The following is a 20,888-nucleotide window of genomic DNA, read 5'->3' on the forward strand; positions in this document are numbered from 1 at the left end:
CGCTCACAAAACTCAAGAAATCAACAAAGTATGTACTTCGTTTCTTTCCATCTATTAGTGCGAGCACTTGATGTCTTCATCAAGCACCCACACTCATCGGCTGTAATTTGTTAAAGATCGCTTGCTGCGCCACTCGGGAAACCTGCTAAACTCTTCGTTTCGCTTCGTTTCCCGCTGTGTCTGCAGCGGAGAAACCGAACTATACGGCCCTACCCAAACCCCGTCAACACCCTCCAACAAAAATCACCCAAACATCCCCCTAAGTGCTTGATCGGCAACGCAACAATTCTGCAACTTGGGTCGCACTTCCGTTCATATCCAGCACAATTCCTTCATTCAATATCCAAACCAAGCATCGCAAACACTCGAAATTCAATTTACGCACCCTCGCGCGCGTTATACATATGCAAAGCAGGCTTCTGGCTCTTGCAGAAGGCAATCACTGCCTCCATGATCTTTCCGTTGGCGATTTGAGTTGAAACAGTGATGAGCAAAGTATTGATGTACAGCACAGGCATGTGCCCATATTGCGTTCGGGCCGAGCAGTTGCTGCTGCGGCGCGGCGTGACCGAGATCGAGAAGATTCGTGTCGATCTGGAACCAGCCCGCCGCGAAGAAATGATGGCGCGCACCGGTCGCCGTACCGTACCGCAAATCTATATTGGCGAAACCCATGTCGGCGGCTATGACGATCTAGCCGCGCTTGATCATGCTGGCGAACTAGTACCGCTGCTCGCAGACGAGTGATATAGCGGGTGTCATCGAATCGTGCGATGATTCCCGCCGCACTTTCAATAACCCTATTCCTTTGAAGGACTCGCCATGAGCGAACAGAACCAAGAGGCGCAACAGCCGGTTTTTGCCATCCAGAAGATCTACGTGAACGACGTATCGCTGGAAGCGCCCAACACCCCGCAAGCCTTCCTTGAACAAGAACAACCCGAATTCAACATTCAGTTCCGCAACTCGGCACGTGGTTTCGACAATGGCTTCTATGAAGTCAGCCTGACCGTCACCGCCGAAGCCAAAGCGGAAGACCGCACCGTGTTCCTGGTGGAAGTAACCCAAGCCGGCCTGTTCCAGATCGAACACGTACCGACTGAAGAAATGGACCCGCTCTTGGGCATCGGTGCACCGAGCATCCTGTTCCCCTACCTGCGCGAAACCGTATCCGACCTCACCACCCGCGCCGGCTTCCCGCCGCTGTTGCTGCAGCCGATCAATTTCGAAGCCATCTATCTGCAACAACGTGCGCAGCAAGCCGCGCAACCGGCCGATGCGCAAACCACGCACTAAGCTTGCATTGCTAGCCGCGCTGGCGCTTGTCGCCGGCGCGTGCCACGCCCTCGAATTCCGCTCGATCGCCCGCCATGGCGCGGTGCTGTATGAAGCGCCGAAAGATAGCGCCAAAAAGCTGTTCGTCGGCAGCCGCGGGATGCCGGTCGAGGTGCTCTCGGAAGACGGCACCTGGCTGCGCGTACGTGATCGCGATGGCACCCTGGCTTGGCTGAAGAAAGCGGATGCCAGCAGCAAACGCTACATTGCCGTGCTCAAGCCGACGACCGTATACCAGAAAGCCGATGCTGGCTCGCCTGCTGTCTACAAGGCCGGCAAGGATCTGCTGCTGGAGCTGCAAGACAACACCCGCACCGGTTGGCTCAAGGTTAAACACCGCGACGGGCTGATCGGCTATATCCGCATTGAAGAGGTCTGGGGCGCATGAAACTCGCCGTCCTGGGCGCTGGCGCCTGGGGGACTGCGCTGGCGATCCGTTTTGCCGACCAGGGCCCCGTTACCCTCTGGTGTCGCGACACCGAACAAACCGCCGAAATGGCGCGCGAGCAGCAAAATCGCCGCTACCTCGCCGATGTACCCTTCCCCGAACAATTGTCCGTCACCGCCGATCTTGGTCTTGCCATCGCCAATGTCGATGCCATCCTGATCGTCACGCCGATGGCAGGCCTACGCCCGACCTTGCGTGCACTGACCGCGCTCGGCAATCAAGCCCCGGTACTCTGGGCCTGCAAAGGCCTTGAGGCTGGCACGATGAAATTTCCGCATCAAGTCGCCGACGAAGAACTGGCAACCGGGATTGCCCGCGGCATGCTGTCCGGCCCGAGCTTTGCGCAGGAAGTCGCCGCCGGCAAGCCAGCCGCCGTTACCATTGCCGCCAGCGATGCCGAATTTGCCCGCAGTACTGTCGAGGCATTGAATACGCCCGTACTGCGCCTGTATGCCAGCGACGACCTGATCGGCGTCGAGATCGGTGCCGCCGTGAAAAACGTGCTGGCGATTGCGGCCGGTGTTTGCGACGGTCTGCAACTGGGTCTGAATGCCCGCGCAGCGCTGTTGACCCGCGGACTCGCGGAAATGAGTCGCTTTGGCGCAGCGCTCGGTGCCAAGCCGGAAACCTTCATGGGCCTCGCCGGTATTGGTGATCTGATGCTCACCGCCACCGGTGATTTAAGCCGCAACCGCCGTGTCGGCCTGATGCTGGCGCAAGGACTCAAGCTCGAGGACATTCTGACCAATCTCGGCCACGTGGCGGAAGGTGTGCCGACCGCGCGTGAGGTATTGCGCCAAGCCGAAGCGCTCAATGTCGACATGCCGATCACCCGTGCGGTCTGCCAGCTTTTGTTCGACGGCAAGGTTGTCGCCGACATCATCAACACCCTGATGGGGCGCGCGCCACGAATGGAATCTGAAGTCTGATTTGTTACGCAGATCTGTCATGGACCATCGTTCGCACTAAACTAAAGGCCGGTCCACCACCGGCCTTTTTTCATGAATCTGCGCTACGCAATCCTCTCTGATATCCACGGCAACCTGACTGCGCTTGAGGCAGTACTCGCCGACCTCGAGAGCTGGCCCGACGCCACCCTGCTTGAGCTAGGCGACACCCTCTACGGCCCGCTCGATCCGCGCGGCACGTGGCAACGCCTGGTTGCCGAAGGGGAAACGCGGCGCGTGCTACACATCAACGGCAACCATGATCGCGACGTGTGGGAAGACAACGATAACGGGCCGACGATGCAGTTCGTGCGCGAGGAGCTCGGCCCCGCCGGTATCGCTTGGTTGAAAGACCGGCCGACCACCATGCTGGTCGACGCACTGATCTATGCCTGCCACGGCAAACCGGGCGATGATCTGACTTACTGGCTGGAAGACTGGGATAACGGCTTGCGCCCGTTGGTGGAAATCGTCGACATCGCCGGGCATATCGATGCGGAGGTGCTGCTATGCGGCCACAGCCACATGCCCCGCTTGGTCGGCCTGCCGGACAACCGCATTATCGTGAACCCCGGCAGCGTCGGTCTGCCCAGCTATCGCGACTACGATCCGCCGCATGCCATGCAGACCGGCAGCCCACACGCACGCTATGCCCGGCTGGAAGCGACCGATCGCGGCTGGCTGGTCGATCTGCGCAGCGTGCCATATGACCACATCGTCGCCGCCGATCAAGCGTGTGATCGCAACCGGATCGACTGGGCCGCGTGGCTGGGCAGCGGGTTTGCCTAGCACCCGTCAGGCCGATGCAGGCGATGGAGCCGCGGCTGGAGAAGGCGCAGCCGCCGCGTCCCCCGTCGGAATGCCGTTCGCCTTCCAGTGATCCAGCGTACTCATGATGCTGTCGTAGGTCTGATTGCTGATATCCGGCAGCGTGCCGCCAAACATCTGCTTGGCCTCGTCGAAGCCTTTCTGCACTGCCGCCCGGATGGTATCGAGCTTGCTCGCATCGCCGCCCATGGCGGTTTGGGCAAAACTCAGGATGCGCTGTGCAGTTTTCTTGACGCCAAATTCACCGTCTTCCGAAATCGCCTGCTTGGCATCCGCAATGGTCGTCGGATCGGCATTGAGATGCTGCTCGCCGCTCACGACCTTGGACCAGTTCAAACCTTGCTGCTTGATCAGGTCACCGAGCAGGCCAATGAATTGCTGCACTTTCTGATCCGATGCCTCAAGCATGCTAGCCAAATCGGGCGGTTTACTCTGGTCGCTGCTTTGCGCCTTGCGTGGATCGGCATACGTCAGCAGATCATTGAGCGAGCCGGAAATCGACACCGACTCCTGCTGAATCGAGACTTGGCCGGTCTCGGTGACTGCGCCCGTTGCCGGGTCGGTCGTATCGACGATCTTGCCGGATATCTGCGTGACTTGGGCCTGCACGGTCAGGCCTGAAATGCTGGATGCCATGATGATTGCTCCTGCGCGCCGGGCGTTGAACCGGCACAGCCGCTATGTCGCCAAGGCGACACGGCCAAACGGGCTGGGCCAGCGCTTTGTCCGGTGTTCATACTTCGGCATATCACAGCGCACCGGAAACCGACCCTCCAATCCCTCACATCGGCAGCCGGGTGGAATAAATCAGCTCATCGCGCCAGCCGGCCGACAACCGGTCGCCTCCCCGATTCAAACGCCCGCGAGAAACCGCTTCTGCACCACGACGAAGTCATCCAGATGCGACAAGAACGGCACATGCGCCGCACCACGATGCACGACAAAGGTCGCTTTCGGCTGCTGAGCCGCCAGCCACTCTCCCGCGCCCAGCGGACTGAGCGTATCGCGGTCGCCGAATTGCAGCAGCAATGGCAAATCCAGCTCGGCAATGCGTGATCGCAGGTCGGTATCGCGCAGGATGTCGAGCCCCTCCCGCAACGCTTGCTGATCAGGCTCGCCATGCAGCAACAGATCGGCCAGCAAGGTCTTGGCCACCTCGCGCGCCGTCGGGCTGCCGAGCGTTTGCAGACTGATGAAGCGCTTCAAGGTGCCTTGCCAGTCATTACCCAGATTGGCAGCGAACTGGCGCAGCGTTTCCATCGGCATCGCGGGTCGCCAATCATCGCGTTGGGCAAAGCACGGGCTGGATGAGATCAGCGAGAGCGAGCGCACCTGCTCGGGCCGCTTGAGCGCCCAAGCAGTTGCCACCGCCCCGCCAAGCGACCAGCCAACCACGTGCACCGGCAACGGAAACGTCGCTTCCAACTCAGCGACGATGGCGTCCACCGTCAACGGCGCAATCGCGGTACTGCGACCATGACCCGGCAAATCGACCAGATGATTGCAGTAGTCGCCCGCCATCGCCTCGGCCACCGGCCGCCACACGGTGCCATTCATGGCCCAGCCGTGCAGCCAGACCACATCTTCACCATGACCAATCGAATCGAAATACACGCTCATGCCGGTTGCTCCGGCGATTGATCCAACGGGCGATCCAACAGTTGGCGCAAATCGGCTCCCAGTTTCGCCACATCCCCTGCCGAATGCGCGGCCGACAAGATGATGCGCAAGCGTGGCGTCGGCACCGTCGGTGGGCGAATCGCCGCCACCCAATAACCATGCTCGCGCAGCGCGGCAGATAGCCCGAGCGCCACTTTATTGCTATCGACTTCGAGCGGCTGAATCGATGTCATCGAGGCCATCAGCCCCCGCCCTGCCAAGCTGCCCTGCAAGCTGGCGACGTGCTCAAGGATGCGTTCACGTCGCCAGGATTCACGCTCGATCAGATCCAGGCTCACCAGCAACGCTTCGGCCAACAGCGGCGGCGCGGCGGTGGTGTAGATATAGGGGCGGGAGAAATTGATCAGGTAATCGATCACCAACTGCTCAGCCGCCACGAACGCGCCAGCCACGCCAGCGGCCTTGCCGAGCGTGGCCATATAAATCAGCCGTGGGGAATCGAGGCCAGCCGCGACGAGGCTGCCGCGCCCATCACCTAGCACACCGAAGCCATGCGCATCATCCACATACACCCAGGCGTCGAAGCGCTCCGCCAGCCGCAGCAATTCGGCCAGCGGCGCGGCATCGCCATCCATGCTGAACACGCCGTCCACCACGATCAGCTTGTTGCGCGCCGGGGTGATCGTCAGCAGCCGTTCCAGCACAGCGAGGTCGTTATGCGGAAAGCGGCGAAAGGTTGCCCGGCTGAGCTGGCAGGCATCGTTAAGCGAGGCGTGATTGAGCTTGTCGCCAAACACCGCATCGCCATGCCCTGCCAAAGCGGTGATCACCGCCAGATTCGCCATGTAGCCAGTCACGAACGACAGCGCGGCTGGCTTGCCGACGAAGGCCGCCGCACGCGCCTCAAACGCTTCATGCACCGAGAAGTGGCCCGCAACCAGTGGTGCTGAGCCGCTGCCTACGCCCCAGCGCTTCGCCCCTGCCTGCGCCGCCGCGACGATATCCGGGTGATTGGCGAGGCCGAGGTAATCGTTGCTGCAGAAATTGAGCAGCTCCCGGCCATCGACCGTGACACGCGCACCTTGCGGGCTATCGAGCAGCGAATGCTGCCGATACAGGTGAGCGGCACGGCGGGCATCGAGTTCTGCGGCAAGACGGTCAAAGGGCATGGCGGCGGCAGTGGGCGATAAAGAGGCCGATTGTAGCGTGCGCAACGGACTCGATGACCCAGCCAGCGCCAACCCAGAAATCGTTCATGAACTTTTCCCCCTGAAAAACCGGGTGATACGTTCAGGTATTGCCCGAACTCCCACGACATTCGCGCGAAATCAACGACGAGAACAGGAATCCCGACCATGCCACGGATACGTCCATCAACCCTGCATACGGTGGCAGGGATTGCCCTCTTCGCACTCCTTTGCGGCACTGCATCTGCAGCAGATAACATGCCGCCCCCGACCGTGATCGCCGGCAAACCGCAGCTGGACAGCGCCGGCAAGCTATTGACCGGCGCTGCGCTGGATACCGGTGGAAAACTCAAAGCGGCCATTGCGACCGGCGGCCAGTTCAACGTGGAATGCCGGTATTCACACACCTTGCCGGACGATGCGATCTTTCTGTTCGGCAAACCGGGGCATTCGATGATTCACGACTTCTTCGGCAGCGTGACCGCCGATGCCAACGTCACCTTCGACAGCCTGCGCGCCCAGCCCAACATCACCTGCGATGTCCCGGCCGACCGATCCAGCTACTGGGCGCCGGCATTGCGCCGTGCCGACGGCGAAATCATTCGCCCCTATGCCCAGAAAACCTATTACAACAGCAGCCCGAACTATCCCGAGTACCCGGTGCACCCTTTCCCGGCCGGCTTCCGCTCCATCACCGGCAACCACATGGGCTCCGCGCCCGATCCGAATGGGCTGATCACCTTCGGCTGCCTCGGTTACCCTGGCTCGTGGGGCACGGCCAAGATGAACGCCTGCCCGATCAAGGTCGGGCAGCGCAATACCTTCGCGATTTCGCTGCTATTCCCCAACTGCTGGGACGGCAAGAACCTCTCGCCAACAAAGGACCACAACAACGTGGCGTGGGCGGGCGACGATGCCTGCCCGGCCGCGTATCCGGTGCGCATCCCGCGTTTGTGGATGCAACTCTGGTATGACATTGGCGAAAACGGCGATCTGAATGGCGCGCAGTTGTCACTCGACCCGCAGATGATCGACGGCAAGCCGGTCGAGCGCTGGGGCAGCATGTATACCGCTCACGCCGACTTCTACAACGGCTGGAGCCCGCGTGGCATGCAATACGCCGTGGAGTACTGCCTCAACCACGGCCGCTCGTGCAACAAGGACATTCCGGTGGACTACCAACTGGCCGACCGCGATACCTTCGTCAATGTCGCCGAGCCGATCACTGCGCACGGCAGCGAAAACCGTGGCGAGGCGCGTGACCTGAGCAGTGACCGCCGGATCGGTTTGATTCATTTCCCGCTGAACGACAGGCTGAGCCCGAGCGACTACAGCAATATCCTCGTCCGCCTGTATGGTGCGGGCACAGAGAACGGCAATCTCTTCCTCCGCTCGGCACCGGATAACTGGTCAGAAAGCAGTACCAGCTGGAACAACCAGCCTACCTGTGGGGCGTCCAACCTGGCCGCCATCTACACCGGCACCAACGAGCAATACCGGTCGGCGGACGTCACGGCCTTGGTGAAACAAGCGCTGGCGGATGGCAAGAAGGAGATTTCCTTCTGCGTTGTCGGCCCCGGTGGTGGCATGAGCGGGGCCAGGTATTGGTTTGATACGCGCGAGACAGCCAATCCGCCGATGCTGTTTTACAAGTAAGCGGTTGTTCAGAGGCTGTTCAAAGTCTCGCAAATTGCCAGCTTGAAGCGCTTCAGGGTTTTACTTTTCCCCCTTCTCGAAGGGGGATTGAGGGGGATTTCGACGCCGGTAGATGTTGAGATGCCGCAGAAATCCCCCCTACCCCCCCTTCAAAAAGGGGGGAATAGCAATGTCACTCGTTGCCAGAAGAGATTCTGAACAGGCGTTGGAATAGCCAAGCAAAGAGCGCGGACGCGCTCCATTATTCAGACTCCCGCCCCAACCCATACTTCTTGATCTTGTCGTACAGCGTCTTTCGCGGCAGGCCGAGTGAGACGCTGGCGGCAGTCACCTGACCCGCGGCATGCAGCAAGGCATCCTCGATCAGATTCTTCTCGAAGCGCTCGACCAGCGCCGGCAGATCAAGCGACAACTCGCTGGCCGGCGCGTCGTCCAGCAAGCCCAGCACGAAGCGATCCGCCATATTGCGTAGCTCGCGCACATTGCCCGGCCAAGGATGCAACATCAATTCACGCAAGCGGCTCTGCGGCACGATCGGCGCGGGCCGGTGGTAACGCAAAGCCGCCTGCAGCACGAAGTGTTCGAACAACAGCGGGATATCTTCGCGCCGCTCGCGCAAGGCCGGCAGGTTGAGGGTGACGACGTTGAGCCGGTAATAGAGATCAAGACGAAACTGCTGCTGATCGCTCAGCTGCTTGAGATCGCTCTTGGTGGCGGCCACCATGCGGCAATTGACCGGGATGGCGACATTGCCGCCGAGCCGTTCCAGCTCGCGCTCCTGCAGCACCCGCAACAGTTTCACCTGCAGCGTGATCGGCATGCTTTCCAGCTCATCCAGAAACAGCGTGCCGCCATTGGCATACTCGATCTTGCCGATGCGGCGCTTGGCTGCGCCGGTGAATGCGCCAGCTTCGTGGCCGAAGATTTCGCTTTCGAACAGCTGCTCCGGCAACGCGCCGCAATTGAGCGCCACGAAAGGTTTGTCGGAACGGCTGCTGTATTCGTGCAGGCACCGCGCCACCAGCTCCTTGCCGGTGCCGGTTTCGCCGAGGATCAACACATCGGCATCGGTATCGGCCACATCGGTAATGCGGCGGCGGATTTGCTCGATGCCCGGCCCGCGCCCCAGCAAACGCCCCTCGATGCCGGAGCGACGCTGCAACTCGCGGCGCAGCTGGCGGTTTTCCAGCACCAGCGCCCGCTTTTCCTGCGCCCGCCGTACCACCTCGACCAGTTGCTCGGACGAAAACGGCTTCTCGATGAAGTCGTACGCGCCATCGCGCATCGCCTGCACCGCCATCGCCACATCGCCGTGGCCGGTCACCAGCACCACGGGCAGCTCCGCATCGTTGGCGACGCTTTTCGCCAACAGCTGCAACCCGTCCAGCCCCGGCAAGCGCACATCGCACACCACGACACCGGGAAAATCCGGCCGCAACAGTGGCAGCGCCGATTCGGCATCGGCAAAGACTTCGACGTCGAAACCGGCCAGCTCCAGCGTCTGGCTGCCGGCATGGCGGATCATGGCTTCGTCGTCGATCAGCAGGACTTTCACAATCTCAGGACTCCCAAACAATTCGTAGGTTGGGTTGAATGAAATGAAGCCCAACGTTGACCGTGCCCCACGAGTGCTGGGCTTCGCTACGCTCAACACCAACCTACACGTCTTGATCCTCTACAACGCAGCCAACAGCGCCACTTCAAAACATGCGCCGCCATTCGGGCCATTGCTGGCAAGCAAGTTGCCACCAAAATCACGCACGATAGAGAGCGAAATCGCCAGCCCCAGTCCAAGCCCTTCGCTATCGCCCTTGGTGGTGAAGAAGGGATCGAACAAGCTCGGCAGATGCTCGGGCGAAATGCCGGGGCCGTTGTCCGTGACCGTGATGCGCACTTTGCCATCATCACGAAGCACATTCACCGAGATCGCCGCGTCGGGCTGATCGCGCACCGCATCGAGCGCATTGCGCAGCAGATTGATCAGTACTTGCTCCAGTCGCACCGGGTTGCAGGACACCTGCACGCTTTCATCTGACTGGCGGATATCCAGCACCACCTGCTGCTGGCGTAGACGCTGCTCCAGCAATAGTTGTGCGTTGGCGATGGCTTGCTTCACCAATACCGGCTCGGCCACGCTGTCGCTCTTGCGGGCGAAGGCGCGCAATTGGCCGGTGATCTTGCCCATGCGTGCAGTGAGTTGGCTGATGTGCAGCAGATTGTCGCCAACCGCTGCGGTGTTGCCACGCTCCAGCAACAGCTTGGCGTTGTCGGCCAGTGCGCGCATCGCCGTCAATGGCTGGTTCAGCTCATGGGTCACGCCTGCTGCCATCTGGCCGAGCACGGCGAGTTTGCCGGCTTGGACCAGTTCGTTTTGCGCGGCCCGCAGATTGGCTTCGGTGCGGATGCGTTCGGCGATTTCGCGCTGCAGCTGGTCGTTGGCATCGACCAGCTCATGCGTGCGTTCAGCCACCTTCTGCTCCAGCTCATCATGCGCCTGCCTAAGTGCGGCGCTGGCGCGCAGGTTGTCGCGAATGCGCCGCCGCCGTTGCCGCCAGAACAGCCACCATGACAGCAGCGCCAGCAAGCCCAGCGCAGTGCCCACCACAGCTCTTGCCACCACCTGCCGCACGGGTGCGAGATCGGTCAGCAGCACGATCTGCCAATCGAGATCAGGCAGCTTGATGGTTTGCATCAATACGTCGATCCGGCGTGCCTCGCTCTGCAAAAACGCCCGCTCGGTATCGTGATCGATGGTTTGCCGCCCCACGAGTCCCAGTTCCGGAAAGACATTGCGACCGTATTGGCGGCTGTCTTCGATATAGCGCAGCGTTTCGGCCGGCAGCGGCGCCAGCGTGCGCCATTTCCAATCGACGTCGGTCGCGAGAAAGGCCACGCCATCGCGATCGGCCACCAGCATGTGCTCGCCACCCAGCCGCCAGTTGTGTTCCAGCGCATCCAGACTGACCTTGGCGACGACCACGCCGACAATCCGCTCGCCATCGCGCACCGGGTAAGACAGAAAATAGCCCGGTTGCAGCGTGGTGAAACCGACGCCGTAAAAACGCCCGGCATGGCCTTCGCGGGCTTGCAGGAAGTAAGGCCGGAACGCGTAGTTGTTGCCGATGTAGCTCAGCGGGGTATCCCAATTGCTCGACGCCAGCGCGAGGCCGTTGGCATCCAGCAGATAGAGCGAATTCGATTGCGCGGCCTTGTTGACCGTCGCGAGGTAGCGGTTGACCTTGTCGCGCTGCACGGCATCCTGCGGTGCGCGCAGCAATGCCACCAACCCGGGTTGGGTCGACACGACAAAGGGCAGCCAGGTGAAGCGGTCGACCGCGTTGCGCAGGCTGCCGGTGTAGACATCGAGCCGATGGCGGCCGGCATCACGCAGGCGTTCCAGTTCATTGCGTTCGCTCCACGCCGCAGCCAGCCACAACAGGCCGGCTGCGATGCAGATACCTGCGAAGGTCAGAAGAATGCGCGCCGGCCTGCCTGTGCTCATTGTGGGATTGGCGAGGGGGATCAGTCGGTGGTCAGGCCGCGTAACTCGGCCTGTTGGTGGCGTTGCTGTTCTTCCATCACCAATTCCGCCAGTTCGCGCTTGAGGGCATTGAACCCGGCCGCACTCGGATCGCGCGGGCGCGGAATATCGACCAGAACGTCACGTTTGACGGTGCCGGGACGATAGGTGAGCACGATGATGCGGTCGGCAAGATAGATCGACTCCTCGATGCTGTGGGTGACGAACAGGATGGTCTTTTTATGCTCTTCCCATATTTTCAGCAACTCATCTTGCAAGCTGCGGCGGGTGAGCGCATCGAGCGCGCCGAAGGGCTCATCCATCAGCATGATGGGTGAATCGAGCGCCAGAATGCGCGCAATGGCCACCCGCTGCCGCATGCCACCTGACAAATCCTTCGGATAGCGGTCGCGGAATTCGGTCAGCTTGAGCGTTTCCAGCAGCTCGGCCACCTTGGCATCGATCTGCGCCTTGGGCGCGTTCTTGATCTTGAGGCCGAAGGCAATGTTCTGCGCTACCGTCATCCACGGGAACAGCGCGTACTCCTGAAACACCATGCCACGATCCGGCCCGGTATCGGTGATGGTCGCACCATCCACCATGATCCGGCCGCTCGATGGCAGCGAGAAACCCGCCACGGCATTGAGCAGCGTCGATTTACCGCAACCGGATGGCCCGAGCAGACAGACGAATTGCCCGCGCGGAATCTCCAGATTGATATCACGCAGCGCCACCACATCGTCGCCCGGCGTTTTGAACACTTTGCTGACGTGTTCGACTTTGATTTGTGCAGTCATTATTTCGAATCTCCGTTATTTCCGGCCGCATTCAGTCGAGGGCGCGAAGACGGAGCGCAGACAGTACAAGTGGTACGGCCAGCGACGTCGACAAAGCCATCGGCTGAATGCGGTCGGAAATCAGTGTTCCAAACCGCGATGCCAGCGCAGCAGATGGTTATTCAGCGCATTCATCGCCGTATCGATCGCCAAGCCCAAAATGCCGATCGTCAACATGCCGGCGATGATCTTGTCGGACCAGAAATACTCGCGCGCCTCCAGAATGCGGAATCCCAGACCGTTATTGACCGCAATCATTTCGGACACGATCACCACGATAAAAGCGGTGCCAACGCCGATACGCGCGCCGGAAAAGATGTAGGGCGTTGCGGCCGGCAGGATCACCTTCACGAACAGGGTGGATTGCCCGGCACCCAGGTTGCGCGCCGCCCGCAGATAGATCGAATCGACCTGCCGCACCCCGGCGATGGTATTCATCAACACCGGAAAGAACGCGCCGAGCGCAATCAGGAAAATGGCTGGGGCATTACCCAGACCAAACCACAGAATCGACAGCGGGATAAATGCAATCGGCGGAATCGGCCGCAGCACCTGGATCAGCGGATTGAACCAGCCGTAAACCCGCTTGCTCGCCCCCATCAACAGCCCCAGCGGCAGAGCCAGCACCGCCCCCACGAGGAAGCCGACGATCACCCGATACAGCGTGCCGATCGCATCATGAATCAACTCGCCCGATACCAGCCACTTGGCGTAACTGCCCTGCGCCGGATCGTAGGCTTCCATCGGCATCAGATAGGCATACCAGCGCTGCAGCACCTGCCACGGCGAGGGCAGGATTTGCGGATTGAGCCACCCCGCCACCGCCGCGCCCTGCCACAGCGCGACGATCAGCAGCGGCACCCACAAGCCACGCGCGGCGCGGCTCAATGTCCCCTTGTTCATCCTTATCCCCTTACTGAACATTCAACGATTTTTTGGCCTGTTCCAGCAGATCGAGCTTCACCCAATCCTTGGCCACCGGCGGCTTGGCCATCTTGCCGACGCCGTACTTGGCCATCAGATCGGTGGTGATCTGCATGTGTTCGATGCTCAGGTTGTAATAGAAGGGCGAATTGCCGATGGCGTCCTTGTAGTCCTCCGGCGTGATCTGGCCCTTGAACATCGTGGTGCGCACGTAGTTCTCGGCCAGTTTGGGGTCATCCATGAAGGCCTTGGTGGCTTGTACGAAACACTTCATGAACTTCTCGGCCAGCGGGCGCTGGGTGTTGTACATCTTCTCGGTCATCACCAGCGTGCGGATCGGCTCGCCGATCGCTGTGTCATAAGGCTTGAGCAGCTCCACGCCGAAGCCTTTGTTGATGGCTTGCGATGCCTGCGGCTCGGATTGCGCCATGCCGTCGATTTGCTTTTGCATCAACGCCTGATTCAGATCGGCAAAAGGCAAATAGACGATCTGCACATCCTTGCCGGGTTTTTCCGACCAGGTGAGGTTGGCCTTGGCGAGCTCGGCCATCAGCAGCAAATCTTGCGCGCCGCCACGGGCCACGCCGACAGATTTGCCCTTGAAGTCCGCCACTTTCTTGATCGGCGAATTGGGCTGCACCACGATACGTGCACCGCCCTTGGCAAAACCGGCCACGGCGTACACCGGCACGCCCCCGGCCCGGCCGGCAATCGCCGCATCCGCGGCACTGGCCGCCACATCGATCTCACCAGCGATAACGGCCGGCATGATGTCCAAACCCTTGGCGAACATCCGCTCCTGCACCTTGATGCCGCACTTGGGTGCGATCTCCTTGATGTACGACACCGCGCCGTAATGCGCGAACTTGAGGTTGCCCAAGCGGATCACGTCGTCTTCAGCGTGGGCGGACAAAGCGGTAACGGCCAATGGGCTGGCGAGCAGGAGGGAAATCAGTTTCATCGTTGCGACTCCGTAATCGAGTGGTGAGCACTACGCAAAACCGGACGCGGCAAAGGCCGACGGCTGCGGATTCAACCTTATCTTATGCAATAAGCCTGCCAGCACCGTGCCAAGTGGTGACTACATCGCAAACCCTTGGCAACAAACGAGAAAAAGGGCGGGAGCATGCTCCCGCCCTGTAGGCATTATGGCGAAACTACGGAATTGACTGGTTGGTTGGCGGCGGAAATCCGCCAGAGAGTTTGCGTTTTATTGAACTGCTGTTGCTGGCGGTGTTGCCTTCGCCTGATTCTGAATCGACGGATTGAATGGAATGGCCGTCACTTCGTAGCCACGTTGTTTCAGCAATGCAGGCAGACCGATCTTGCCAACCATATGCAAACTGCCAACAGCGGCGAACACCATATTGCCTTGACGGTGTAAGGCATCGATGGAATCGGCCAGACCGGGATTGCGATCGTCCAGCATGCGCTTCATTTCTGCTCGCTCATCAGCGGTATTCAGACAATCGCACCAGCTAGCGTAGCTCTCCATTTCATCGATTTTCGATTGCGCCCATGCCTGGGCCAGCCGATTGGCTATCCTGCGGCCCTTGCCGCTTTCAAGCGACTCCAACGCATCCGTGATCATCTTTGGTTTTACGACGCCATCAAGACCAAACAACGCTTGCATCTGAAGCTCGGGGGTTTCCATGGACTTCACTTCCTTGCCCGTATTGTGACCAACGCCGGACAGCATGCCCTCCACGGCGTAGTCCCCTTCCAACCCATCTGGCCGCACGCTCAGCAATTCGAGCGTGACCATCAACATTGCCGGATGAATTTTGCTCATCGCGGCCTCTGGCATGCATACCGCATCCATTTGTTTTTTCACGCGTGGTTTGAGCGACTCGGGGATTTTCCCGGCACTTTTCGTGACCAGGCTCGCTATTTTTTTCTGGATTTCAGGATCCAGCGGGTCCATTTCCAGCGCGATGGTTTGGCTCGATAGCAAGGCTGCCTTTACTTGCGGGCCGGGCATGATCCAGTCTGCTTTGCCCACATGCACCGTGCCATACAGCCAGGAATCATGCCCGCCCTTGCTGATCTTCCACAAAAAACCACGATCCACTGCTTCCGCCTGAAGCTTCTGGAATTGCTCAGCGGTGGGCATCTGCACGGGTGGGGGACAGTCTGCGGCAACGACATACTGAGCAGTGCCGGCCAGTGCCAGGCAAGCCGCCAGACCAAGCGCTAGTTTCCTAAACAGGGCAGTGAAGTGATGCAACGGGTATCTCCTTGATGCAGGCATTCGAGTTCGGCCTGCGGATTGGTTCTACATCGGCCGATACCTTATACCAACCATGCAAAAAACCTAACACCAAGATCAGTTCACGTAGCCCAAAGGCATTTTGCGGCCGGGGCTCCCTAACATGCGCCATCTCCGGGCTACAGGTTTCGCGCTGCTTGACCATGCAGGATTGGCTGGGATACTTTTCACCGTCGCGTTCAATAGCGCGATCGGGTTTGAGAGCCCGGTTAATGTAGGCGGACAACCGCTGCACAGCGGTTTATTTTTTCGTCCGTCAACACCCTTGGTACGTCCTCAATGGCGGAGCAGGGTGGGGAGCCTTCGGGCTGCCGGTTCCTACATTCCGGTCTCTCAACCCTTCCTTGCGCCCGCCACCTTCGTTTGAGAGCGAAGCGGCGGGTAAAAACCCGCAAATGTAGGAGGCTCTCATGCCCAATGCACCTCAAGGTACGCCCGCACCACCACTCCCCCGCTACGCCTCTACACCTCGCTCGATCGGCCGTACCGCCGACGACTTTGCCCGTTATGGCATCGAATGCATCGACGAACTCGGCCGGCTGTTCCAAATCCTCGCCCGCATCGTCGATCCCGGCTCCGCTGCGTACCAGCTGACACAAACGGGTATCTCGCTGGCTCAGGAGCGACGCAGCGCCATCGACATGGCGCGGGTCAATGAAAAGGCATTCAGGGAGTTCAGAGAGAAAGACAGGAAGTAAAACGTAGGGCGGAACACCCGAAGGGCGTTCCGCCGCATCTCAAATCGGCGGTTAAGCTAATCGTATCTACCGAAGATGCGGCGCACCGTCCGCCTAATCCGGCTTTTTGCTAGAACGGAATGGCACCGGGGCGATATTCCGGCGTTCGTGCTCGACACCCAGAATGTTGAGGGTGTCGCCTTCAACGAAGTAGAACAGGCGAAACGGGAAACGAGTCAGCGACCAAGTGCGCAACTCAGCACCTTCCAACAGGTGGGCGAAGCGCAAAGAACCAATGCCGGGTCGTTCGGCCAAGTTGGCACAAGTCGTTTCAAACTCGATGAGGAAACGCTCAGCCAATGCCGGTGATGCAGCCTGCGCATAGTAGTCGACCGCCGCCTCGAGCCCCTGAGCGGCCTCTGGCTGGATAAAGACGTGCAGCACAACTACACAGATTTGTGAGCAAGGATGCGGGCGCGCAGGCGGGCGAAGAAAGACTCGTCCACGGGGATTGGCTCGCCGCTCTCGATACCGGCTGTCACCAATTCATACACGCGTTGGTCTTCCTCGTTCCGGGGGCCGTAGCTTTCCGGAACATCGGGGATCGGCATCAGGTCGGCCGGATCAAGGGCTTGGAGATTGAGGGCTGGCATGGAAATCATTGTAACGCCTGATGGTATGCAGTGCGCACCCATCAAGGCGTCCTCTTCACGTCCCTGAGCTTGTAATCACATCACCAATCGCCAAACCACAAACACCACCAACCCGCCGCCAATCCCCGCCAGCAGGTGCTTGAAGCGCCAGACAATCAGCCCGGTCGCCAACGCGCCAGCCAGCTGTGCATTGTGGATCGACACAGACAGCACACCGCCCGGCAGTAGCACGGTCGGGAAGATGATGGCGGACAAGACGGCCACCGGCACGTATTCCAGCGCACGACGCAGGCGGGGTGGAAAACCGTGGCTTGCGCCGAGCCAGAAGCCGATGCGTACGCTGTAAGTCACAACGGCCATGCCGGCGAGCATCAGGATGGTATCGAGCGGGGCTTGGATCATGAGCGGACCTCCCGTTTCTCCAGCGCCATGCCGACTGCGACCCCGACCAGCGCAGCCACCATCAAGCCCAATTTGTACGGCAGGCCGTTGGCGGCCAAGGCGGTCAAGCCGGCACAGAGCGCGGCGGCGACTTGGGCACGGTTTTTCAAGAGCGGCACGACGATGCCGACGAAGGTCGCGACCATGGCGAACTCCAGCCCCCAATGCTCGATGCCCGGCACGTTGCGGCCAATGGCGATGCCGACCACCGTCCACGCTGACCAATTGATATACATCGCCAGCGCCGCGCCGAGGAAATAGCGGCGCACGTCGACCGGGGCTGGCTCCTGCAGGCGGTGATAAACGACGGCAAACGCTTCATCGGTGAGGAAATACGCCAGCAGCGCCCGCCAGCGCAACGGCAGGTCAGCCACGTGCGGTTGCAGGGATGCGCCATATAGCGCGTGGCGCAGGTTGACGACAAAGGTCGTCGCAATGATCACCGGAATGCTCGCGCCGCCAGTCAGTAACGTGACGGCGATGAACTGGGCAGAGCCGGCAAACACCGCTAACGACATTGCCACTGCGGCCCACGGTGCAAGACCAGCCGGGCCGGCGAGCGTGCCGAAAATCAGCCCGAACGGCGCGGCACCGATCAGCATCGGCAGCATGTCGCGCAGACCGGCCAGAAAGCCGGAAGGTTGGGGCGTTGTTTCTAGCACTGTTGGATTTGGCGCAGGTGCATTCATCCAAACAGCATAACGATCCGGCCCGAAACATGACCATTACAGTTACCCCCAATCTGCGGCGAACATGGGGTGCGCCATGAAGAACGGCACGGCGTGCGTGGCATAATTGCGGCCATGATTTCTCCTGCCATCGCCATTCGCCCACTGCGAAACGACGACATCAGCGCCGCCGCCGCACTGGCGCGACATGCTTTCGATGCCGCCGTCGCGCCGACGCTGAGCCCGGAAGGCTGTGCCACGTTCTATGCCTATGTGCTGCCTGACGCACTCAGCGATCGCCATCGCGATGGCTATCTGACGCAGGTGGTCGAAGTGGATGGGCAGCTCGCCGGCCTGGCCCAGCTCAAGCCTCCCGGCCACCTGTGCATGCTGTTCGTCGCCCCGTCGCTGCAGCGGCTTGGTCTTGGCGGAAGGCTGGCCGATGCCATCGTCGTGCGTGCCGTCGAGTACACCCCCAGCCTGACCGAGATCACGGTCAACGCCAGCCTGAACGCCGTACATGCGTATGAGCACTTCGGCTTTGTCGCGACGGATGTGGCGCAAACGCGGTTTGGTCTCCGCTATGTGCCGATGCGGCGGGTGTTGAATCCCGCATGAGCCAACACTCGACCAAGCCCCGCTGGCGACACCCCATCCTGCTCGCCCCGCGCGCCCTGCGGCCATGGCTCACCGCCACCGGCTCGCTGACTGCGCGACTGATCGCGCATTACCCACAATTCAGTGTGCGCGTGGTCGCCCAACAGCTGGCCCGACCGCACCGTGACGAACTCAAACAATTGGGATCGAACTCAGCCCACGCGCGCGTCGAAACACGCGAAGTCTTGCTGCTGAGTGGCAATACGCCGCTGGTGTTCGCCCACAGCATCGCTACCCCGGCCGCCCTGCGACGCGGCTTTCGCGCCGTCGGCAAACTCGGCAACCAGTCACTCGGCTCCTTCCTGTTCGCCACGCCGACCATCCAGCGTGCGCCATTAAGCTGGTGCAAGATCGACCGACGCCATCCGCTATGGCAAAAAGCAGCGCGACAAGTCGTCGGTCAGTTGCCCAAGCAACTCTGGGCGCGTCGCTCGCTGTTTTACGCCGGGCGTGATGCGCTGATGGTGACCGAAGTGTTTTTGCCGCCGTATTTCACAACGCTGCCCTCCACCAGTCAGCGCTCATCAATGAAGCAATCAACATGAAACTCGCCACGCAACTCCCCCTCTATTGGCGACTGACCCGCCTCGACAAACCCATCGGCATCCTGTTGCTGATGTGGCCGACACTCTGGGGGCTTTGGTTCGCCGGCAACGGCCGGCCGGACTGGCTGATCGTGGCGATTTTCGTGCTCGGCACGGTGCTGATGCGCTCGGCCGGCTGCGTGATCAATGACTACGCCGACCGCGATTTCGACGGCCACGTGGAGCGGACCAAAAATCGCCCGCTGGCGGCCGGGCTGGTGAGCAAGAAAGAGGCGCTGCTGCTGGCTGCCGGCCTGACACTGGTGTCGCTGCTGATCGCGCTGCCGCTGAACGGGCTGGCGCTGTTGCTGGCGATTCCGGCCGCCTTCCTTGCCGGTAGCTATCCGTTTACCAAGCGCTTCCTTGCCATTCCGCAGGCTTACCTTGGCATCGCGTTCGGCTTCGGCATCCCGATGGCGTACGCGGCACTCTCCGGCCACGTACCGCTGCAAGCGTGGTTGCTGCTGGTCGCCAACGTGTTCTGGACGTTGGCCTATGACACCGAATACGCCATGTGCGACCGGCCGGACGATCTGAAGATCGGCATCAAGACCTCGGCCATCACCTTCGGGCGCTTCGATATCGCGGCCGTGCTGTTTTGCTACGTGGTGTTCCTGACCATGATGGCGTGGATCGGCATCGCAGAAGGGCGCGGCGTGGTCTATCTGGCCGGCTTGGTCGCCGCCGTGGGGCTGGTGGTGTTCGACCAATACCCCCGCATCAAGAACCGCGAACGGATGCCGTGTTTTCATGCTTTCCTCGCCAACAATCGCATCGGTGCGGTGATTTTTCTGGCGTTGGTGGCGGACTATCTGATCAAGCCGTAAACCGGCTCACCGACAAGCCAAAGCCTTGCCGCCAACCATCTACACTGAAGCACCGCCCCAGTGCGCATTGTGGAATGGTGAAGCCCATGGATTTCGTACAGATCGTGGATTCAGTACTCAAGGTGCTGCAATCTGCCGCCATCGTGGCGGTCGGCGGCATGATCTGGAAAGCCTTCCGCGAGCAGATCGCCGCGGCGAATGCAACCAAAGCGGTCAAGGACGAAACCATCGCCGCGTTGAAGGAATCGCATGCCGGCGAAGTTGCAGCATTGCGGGCGCAGAACGAAACACTCAAGGCACAGCGTGACTTCGGGAGCGATCAAGCGAAAAAGATTCGTGACGAAGACCTCAAAACGCTGGAGGACAAGCTCGCCAAGCTGATCGAGGAGAACAAGGAACTCCTCAAAACGCTGGACGAGGCCAAACGGCACAACGCGCAGCAAATTGAAAAGAACTCGGCCATGCTGATCGAACTGGAAAACATGCCGCCCGCCGACCCCGGCAAGTTCGATATCCATCTCAATCGCTACGTCACCAATCTCAAACAGACGAATTCGCTGCTGATCGGCAGCAATACCATGCTGGAACAGCTGACCCCCATGGTCATGGCCCGCTCGGAGCAGCCGTTTTCGGTTTTCAAGAAAGGCCCATTCATCCATGTCAGCCAGCCCGACAACACCATCACGCTGGATGCGGATCAACTGAATATCTTGCTGGGGACATTACCGGCGATGGGGAGCGAATAGCCTCTATTTCACCGTGTTACCCCCTTCACAGCGCAACGCCGCCCCAATGGCCGCACACGGCGCTT

24 protein-coding genes are annotated in these 20,888 nt (G+C 60.5%); 11 read left to right on the forward strand and 13 right to left on the reverse strand.

The features are described from left to right. Positions 1–486 precede the first annotated feature (486 nt). The 5 genes from grxC to BR41_RS13775 all read left to right on the forward strand — a co-directional run bounded on the left by grxC (position 487) and on the right by BR41_RS13775 (position 3,519). On the forward strand, positions 487–747 hold the full coding sequence (gene grxC / locus BR41_RS13755) for a glutaredoxin 3 (protein ID WP_035057755.1): 261 nt from the start codon (positions 487–489) through the stop codon (positions 745–747). Between the two features lie 75 nt (positions 748–822). Then, a complete protein-coding gene (gene secB, locus BR41_RS13760; protein ID WP_035057757.1) occupies positions 823–1,296 on the forward strand; it encodes a protein-export chaperone SecB in 474 nt (157 codons plus the stop codon). Further along, entirely contained in the window at positions 1,277–1,723 is a 447-nt protein-coding gene (locus BR41_RS13765; RefSeq protein WP_035057759.1) for an SH3 domain-containing protein, read from the forward strand. Before secB ends, BR41_RS13765 begins: the two co-directional genes overlap by 20 nt. Next, positions 1,720–2,712, forward strand: coding sequence for an NAD(P)H-dependent glycerol-3-phosphate dehydrogenase (locus tag BR41_RS13770; RefSeq protein WP_035057761.1), 993 nt, complete (start codon positions 1,720–1,722; stop codon positions 2,710–2,712). The genes BR41_RS13765 and BR41_RS13770 overlap by 4 nt, the downstream gene beginning before the upstream one ends. Positions 2,713–2,784: 72 nt before the next feature. Continuing rightward, positions 2,785–3,519, forward strand: coding sequence for a metallophosphoesterase family protein (locus tag BR41_RS13775; RefSeq protein ID WP_051710952.1), 735 nt, complete (start codon positions 2,785–2,787; stop codon positions 3,517–3,519). Positions 3,520–3,525: 6 nt separating this feature from the next. Here BR41_RS13775 and BR41_RS23020 read toward each other — a convergent pair whose 3' ends face one another. The 3 genes from BR41_RS23020 to bioF all read right to left on the reverse strand — a co-directional run bounded on the left by BR41_RS23020 (position 3,526) and on the right by bioF (position 6,392). Continuing rightward, positions 3,526–4,194, reverse strand: coding sequence for a hypothetical protein (locus BR41_RS23020; protein ID WP_051710955.1), 669 nt, complete (start codon positions 4,192–4,194; stop codon positions 3,526–3,528). 216 nt (positions 4,195–4,410) lie between these two features. Further along, on the reverse strand, positions 4,411–5,178 hold the full coding sequence (gene bioH / locus BR41_RS13785; RefSeq protein ID WP_035057762.1) for a pimeloyl-ACP methyl ester esterase BioH: 768 nt from the start codon (positions 5,176–5,178) through the stop codon (positions 4,411–4,413). Then, positions 5,175–6,392: an 8-amino-7-oxononanoate synthase gene (bioF, locus tag BR41_RS13790; protein WP_245615901.1), complete on the reverse strand. Its 1,218-nt coding sequence runs from the start codon at positions 6,390–6,392 to the stop codon at positions 5,175–5,177. The genes bioH and bioF overlap by 4 nt, the downstream gene beginning before the upstream one ends. A gap of 231 nt (positions 6,393–6,623) precedes the next feature. Between bioF and BR41_RS13795 the strand changes: the two genes are divergently transcribed. After that, positions 6,624–8,021, forward strand: coding sequence for a DUF1996 domain-containing protein (locus tag BR41_RS13795; RefSeq protein ID WP_051710957.1), 1,398 nt, complete (start codon positions 6,624–6,626; stop codon positions 8,019–8,021). A 241-nt stretch (positions 8,022–8,262) separates the two neighbouring features. Here the strand turns inward: BR41_RS13795 and BR41_RS13800 are convergent, their stop codons facing one another. The 6 genes from BR41_RS13800 to BR41_RS13825 all read right to left on the reverse strand — a co-directional run bounded on the left by BR41_RS13800 (position 8,263) and on the right by BR41_RS13825 (position 15,528). Then, positions 8,263–9,576 carry a sigma-54-dependent transcriptional regulator gene (locus BR41_RS13800; protein WP_035057767.1) on the reverse strand — a complete coding sequence of 438 codons (1,314 nt, stop codon included), beginning with the start codon at positions 9,574–9,576 and terminating at the stop codon, positions 8,263–8,265. A gap of 120 nt (positions 9,577–9,696) precedes the next feature. Further along, positions 9,697–11,523 carry a sensor histidine kinase gene (locus BR41_RS13805; protein WP_035057769.1) on the reverse strand — a complete coding sequence of 609 codons (1,827 nt, stop codon included), beginning with the start codon at positions 11,521–11,523 and terminating at the stop codon, positions 9,697–9,699. Positions 11,524–11,543: 20 nt separating this feature from the next. After that, the gene (locus tag BR41_RS13810) at positions 11,544–12,338 is read right to left on the reverse strand and encodes an ABC transporter ATP-binding protein (protein WP_035057772.1); all 795 of its coding nucleotides are present in this window, start codon (positions 12,336–12,338) and stop codon (positions 11,544–11,546) included. Positions 12,339–12,458: 120 nt separating this feature from the next. Further along, a complete protein-coding gene (locus BR41_RS13815) occupies positions 12,459–13,280 on the reverse strand; it encodes an ABC transporter permease (protein ID WP_035057774.1) in 822 nt (273 codons plus the stop codon). 10 nt (positions 13,281–13,290) lie between these two features. Next, a complete protein-coding gene (locus BR41_RS13820; RefSeq protein ID WP_051710959.1) occupies positions 13,291–14,262 on the reverse strand; it encodes an ABC transporter substrate-binding protein in 972 nt (323 codons plus the stop codon). A gap of 249 nt (positions 14,263–14,511) precedes the next feature. Then, entirely contained in the window at positions 14,512–15,528 is a 1,017-nt protein-coding gene (locus tag BR41_RS13825; RefSeq protein WP_169741305.1) for a TraB/GumN family protein, read from the reverse strand. A gap of 452 nt (positions 15,529–15,980) precedes the next feature. Between BR41_RS13825 and BR41_RS13830 the strand changes: the two genes are divergently transcribed. Next, entirely contained in the window at positions 15,981–16,268 is a 288-nt protein-coding gene (locus tag BR41_RS13830; protein ID WP_035057776.1) for a hypothetical protein, read from the forward strand. Positions 16,269–16,361: 93 nt separating this feature from the next. Here BR41_RS13830 and BR41_RS13835 read toward each other — a convergent pair whose 3' ends face one another. The 4 genes from BR41_RS13835 to BR41_RS13850 form a co-directional block, all read right to left on the reverse strand. Next, positions 16,362–16,691 (reverse strand): type II toxin-antitoxin system RelE/ParE family toxin, encoded by a 330-nt coding sequence (locus BR41_RS13835; RefSeq protein ID WP_051710967.1) that lies wholly within the window; start codon positions 16,689–16,691, stop codon positions 16,362–16,364. A 2-nt stretch (positions 16,692–16,693) separates the two neighbouring features. After that, complete coding sequence (locus tag BR41_RS13840) at positions 16,694–16,909, reverse strand: hypothetical protein (RefSeq protein ID WP_035057779.1); 216 nt, start codon at positions 16,907–16,909, stop codon at positions 16,694–16,696. Positions 16,910–16,975: 66 nt separating this feature from the next. After that, on the reverse strand, positions 16,976–17,302 hold the full coding sequence (locus BR41_RS13845; RefSeq protein WP_035057782.1) for an AzlD domain-containing protein: 327 nt from the start codon (positions 17,300–17,302) through the stop codon (positions 16,976–16,978). Further along, positions 17,299–18,003 carry an AzlC family ABC transporter permease gene (locus BR41_RS13850; RefSeq protein ID WP_245615903.1) on the reverse strand — a complete coding sequence of 235 codons (705 nt, stop codon included), beginning with the start codon at positions 18,001–18,003 and terminating at the stop codon, positions 17,299–17,301. Before BR41_RS13850 ends, BR41_RS13845 begins: the two co-directional genes overlap by 4 nt. Positions 18,004–18,144: 141 nt before the next feature. Between BR41_RS13850 and BR41_RS13855 the strand changes: the two genes are divergently transcribed. From BR41_RS13855 to BR41_RS13870, 4 genes are all read left to right on the forward strand, one after another. After that, positions 18,145–18,627, forward strand: a complete 483-nt coding sequence (locus tag BR41_RS13855) for a GNAT family N-acetyltransferase (RefSeq protein ID WP_051710969.1) — start codon at positions 18,145–18,147, stop codon at positions 18,625–18,627. Next, the gene (locus tag BR41_RS13860) at positions 18,624–19,211 is read left to right on the forward strand and encodes a chorismate--pyruvate lyase family protein (RefSeq protein WP_051710971.1); all 588 of its coding nucleotides are present in this window, start codon (positions 18,624–18,626) and stop codon (positions 19,209–19,211) included. The genes BR41_RS13855 and BR41_RS13860 overlap by 4 nt, the downstream gene beginning before the upstream one ends. After that, the gene (gene ubiA / locus BR41_RS13865; protein WP_035057784.1) at positions 19,208–20,077 is read left to right on the forward strand and encodes a 4-hydroxybenzoate octaprenyltransferase; all 870 of its coding nucleotides are present in this window, start codon (positions 19,208–19,210) and stop codon (positions 20,075–20,077) included. Before BR41_RS13860 ends, ubiA begins: the two co-directional genes overlap by 4 nt. Positions 20,078–20,163: 86 nt before the next feature. Further along, positions 20,164–20,823 (forward strand): hypothetical protein, encoded by a 660-nt coding sequence (locus BR41_RS13870; RefSeq protein ID WP_156970700.1) that lies wholly within the window; start codon positions 20,164–20,166, stop codon positions 20,821–20,823. Positions 20,824–20,888 lie beyond the last annotated feature (65 nt).

This window comes from Andreprevotia chitinilytica DSM 18519, assembly GCF_000711875.1.
Lineage (GTDB): Bacteria > Pseudomonadota > Gammaproteobacteria > Burkholderiales > Chitinibacteraceae > Andreprevotia > Andreprevotia chitinilytica.

Excerpts from the sequence above, each read along its gene's own strand:
- BR41_RS13870 (WP_156970700.1), top strand. The coding sequence starts at position 20,164 with ATGGATTTCGTACAGATCGTGGATTCAGTACTCAAGGTGCTGCAATCT.
- secB (WP_035057757.1), top strand. The coding sequence starts at position 823 with ATGAGCGAACAGAACCAAGAGGCGCAACAGCCGGTTTTTGCCATCCAG.
- BR41_RS13770 (WP_035057761.1), top strand. The coding sequence starts at position 1,720 with ATGAAACTCGCCGTCCTGGGCGCTGGCGCCTGGGGGACTGCGCTGGCG.
- ubiA (WP_035057784.1), top strand. The coding sequence starts at position 19,208 with ATGAAACTCGCCACGCAACTCCCCCTCTATTGGCGACTGACCCGCCTC.
- bioH (WP_035057762.1), bottom strand. The coding sequence starts at position 5,178 with ATGAGCGTGTATTTCGATTCGATTGGTCATGGTGAAGATGTGGTCTGG.
- BR41_RS13830 (WP_035057776.1), top strand. The coding sequence starts at position 15,981 with ATGCCCAATGCACCTCAAGGTACGCCCGCACCACCACTCCCCCGCTAC.
- BR41_RS13840 (WP_035057779.1), bottom strand. The coding sequence starts at position 16,909 with ATGATTTCCATGCCAGCCCTCAATCTCCAAGCCCTTGATCCGGCCGAC.
- BR41_RS13855 (WP_051710969.1), top strand. The coding sequence starts at position 18,145 with ATGATTTCTCCTGCCATCGCCATTCGCCCACTGCGAAACGACGACATC.
- BR41_RS23020 (WP_051710955.1), bottom strand. The coding sequence starts at position 4,194 with ATGGCATCCAGCATTTCAGGCCTGACCGTGCAGGCCCAAGTCACGCAG.
- BR41_RS13815 (WP_035057774.1), bottom strand. The coding sequence starts at position 13,280 with ATGAACAAGGGGACATTGAGCCGCGCCGCGCGTGGCTTGTGGGTGCCG.
- BR41_RS13765 (WP_035057759.1), top strand. The coding sequence starts at position 1,277 with ATGCGCAAACCACGCACTAAGCTTGCATTGCTAGCCGCGCTGGCGCTT.
- BR41_RS13810 (WP_035057772.1), bottom strand. The coding sequence starts at position 12,338 with ATGACTGCACAAATCAAAGTCGAACACGTCAGCAAAGTGTTCAAAACG.
- BR41_RS13805 (WP_035057769.1), bottom strand. The coding sequence starts at position 11,523 with ATGAGCACAGGCAGGCCGGCGCGCATTCTTCTGACCTTCGCAGGTATC.
- BR41_RS13820 (WP_051710959.1), bottom strand. The coding sequence starts at position 14,262 with ATGAAACTGATTTCCCTCCTGCTCGCCAGCCCATTGGCCGTTACCGCT.
- grxC (WP_035057755.1), top strand. The coding sequence starts at position 487 with ATGAGCAAAGTATTGATGTACAGCACAGGCATGTGCCCATATTGCGTT.
- BR41_RS13775 (WP_051710952.1), top strand. The coding sequence starts at position 2,785 with ATGAATCTGCGCTACGCAATCCTCTCTGATATCCACGGCAACCTGACT.
- BR41_RS13845 (WP_035057782.1), bottom strand. The coding sequence starts at position 17,302 with ATGATCCAAGCCCCGCTCGATACCATCCTGATGCTCGCCGGCATGGCC.
- BR41_RS13860 (WP_051710971.1), top strand. The coding sequence starts at position 18,624 with ATGAGCCAACACTCGACCAAGCCCCGCTGGCGACACCCCATCCTGCTC.
- BR41_RS13795 (WP_051710957.1), top strand. The coding sequence starts at position 6,624 with ATGCCGCCCCCGACCGTGATCGCCGGCAAACCGCAGCTGGACAGCGCC.